At 41.6% G+C, this 2117-nt stretch carries 2 protein-coding genes and 1 pseudogene; all 3 read right to left on the bottom strand.

Annotation, left to right across the window (positions count from 1 at the left end):
• Positions 1-130: 130 nt before the first annotated feature.
• Positions 131-577 (bottom strand): GNAT family N-acetyltransferase, encoded by a 447-nt coding sequence (locus BS19_RS19310; RefSeq protein ID WP_038177576.1) that lies wholly within the window; start codon positions 575-577, stop codon positions 131-133.
• Between the two features lie 588 nt (positions 578-1165).
• Positions 1166-1639, bottom strand: coding sequence for a hypothetical protein (locus BS19_RS19300; RefSeq protein WP_038177574.1), 474 nt, complete (start codon positions 1637-1639; stop codon positions 1166-1168).
• 295 nt (positions 1640-1934) lie between these two features.
• Positions 1935-2117: pseudogene (locus BS19_RS20500) on the bottom strand (hypothetical protein); the annotation flags it as partial.

Below are 2117 nucleotides of genomic sequence, written 5' to 3'. Positions count from 1 at the left end.
CCTTAAACTTTCTGCTTTAGCTGCGTTTTTACCACTGGCAACTAACGCCGCATTAAGGTGTGAGCGGCGCTTGGCTATACTTGAGCGAAGCGAAACTGCCAAGCGTTGCGAATCACTCTTAAATGCTTTGTTATGTGCGTACTAAAGACATGGGTACGAACCTAATTCCGTTGAACTCAGCTTCTTCACCTGTTGCTACGAAACCATTACGATTGTAGAACTCAACAGCATTCACCGATGAACGCAGGCTAACTTCACGAGCATCTGTCTGATTGAGCAAATGATTCAATAAAGCACGACCTAAACCTGCCCCTTGCTGTGAATTAGCAACAAATAAATGTGTTAGATAATTCCCATCACGTAAAGCAGCAAAACCAAGGACTTCCCCACCTGATACGGCCTTAACAGATGAAAACTTCTCATGGTCAAAAGTTGTCACTAGGTCAGGTAAAACTCTGTCCTTATACTCTTGCTTTCCCTGTTCATTAAACAATGGAAGCACATCCTTGTCTGAGACCTCTGAAACAAGCCTTGTCACTGCCTCTAAGTCCGATTTTAGGACCTTCTGAATTTCCATATTCCCTCCAAGCACATAACGCTGCGTTAAGTAGTGAGCAACATTGCCACCTAACCTAAACCATTGTGTCGTAAACACTAAATTCAAAGCAAACCGAAAATGCCTAGCGTTGCGAATCTGCCTTAAACGCCTTGTTAGTTGCCATTCTAAACCTTTGATTTCAAGCTTATTACCACTTTGCCAACACCGTTTTTGAGCGCTATGAAAAATTCAAATCAGGCGCAGTTTCAAAGCGACTGTCACTGAAACCACTTGGAACTAACAACGCCGTAGAAAACTGACTGAAAAGCACCAAAAAGACCTTTTGGAAAGACAATGTCACAAAGCTTACTTTCAACGAGTACATACGCGTCTGAAACGGAAAAACAAAACCACAATGTTAAACATCGAACGCAATTCTAGCAAGCTACACCAAAGTACAAAACCGAGCAAAATCACACGATTCATTAGCCCGAAATATTCTTCTTTAGCTGCATTTTTACCGCTGGCAACTAACGCCGCATTAAGGTGTGAGCGGCGCTTGGCTATACTTGAGCGAAGCGAAAACGCCAAGCGTTGCGAATCACTCTTAAATGCTTTGTTAGCAGACTATTTTGAACATGATATTTTCAGTTCATTGTTCTCTTTTGCAATAATCGTTACCGAATACTTAGCACTTTCTAAGATATCAGAGACCTCGGAACTGGAGAGTTGGAAATAAGATATTGTCTGAAAAGCCCTCACACCACTTTCACCGCTTAATCCTTCAATATCTGATGATAGCTTTTCTTGGCACTTATCTTTGGAAAGTGACGCTACAGGCGCTGAATAGTATGCATTAAACACCAGGTTATTCTCTTGATCTATGTGAGCCTTGAAAAACTCGTTAACGAACTCTTCACCATTGCTCTGAGACTTTTCTTTCATACTTTCCATTTTTGTAAGCATGAACATGTTCATATTGTTAGCCAAAAGCTGCAAATGACTTACTTCGGTCTTGGCCAATTTTTCATTCAAACTTTGAGCAAAAACCACATTTGATACAGAAGCCAGAATTAAGGTTGCCACTGCCAACTTTTTCATACATATCCCTGATTTTTATACCGACTAAACATACATTTAAGCTACAACGACAATAAATTTATCACAACCAGTTTTGTCATTTTCGTGAAGCTAGAGCTAATAGACTGCTAACGCCCAATTAAGTAGCCCGAAACGCCCTGACTCACTTTCCGCATTGCACCCTAAACACAAAATTTAACGCAAACCAAAAGTGCTAAGCGTTGAGGGTCTGCTTGAATTGTTTGTTATGTTTTACCACAAATGACTGATTTATTTGGCAAAGAACTGCTTTATTGGCCGCATTTCAAGAAGTAAATCACGCACTCAAACTCACTTGGCCGCCAAAAGCACGAAACACAAAGCGCGTAAGTCCACTTCCCTGCCCAATGAGGCAACCCGATAAACGCTCAACAAGCGCCCTCTCTTTCCAACCAAAGCGCAAAACAATGGCAAATTGCCGAGGCAACTGCCAAGCCGACATGTTGATTGGCAAATACGC

This window comes from Vibrio pacinii DSM 19139, assembly GCF_000711795.1.
Classification (GTDB): Bacteria; Pseudomonadota; Gammaproteobacteria; order Enterobacterales; family Vibrionaceae; genus Vibrio; species Vibrio pacinii.
This window is presented reverse-complemented; position numbering and strand designations above follow the sequence as displayed.

Excerpts from the sequence above, each read along its gene's own strand:
- BS19_RS19310 (WP_038177576.1), bottom strand. The coding sequence starts at position 577 with ATGGAAATTCAGAAGGTCCTAAAATCGGACTTAGAGGCAGTGACAAGG.
- BS19_RS19300 (WP_038177574.1), bottom strand. The coding sequence starts at position 1,639 with ATGAAAAAGTTGGCAGTGGCAACCTTAATTCTGGCTTCTGTATCAAAT.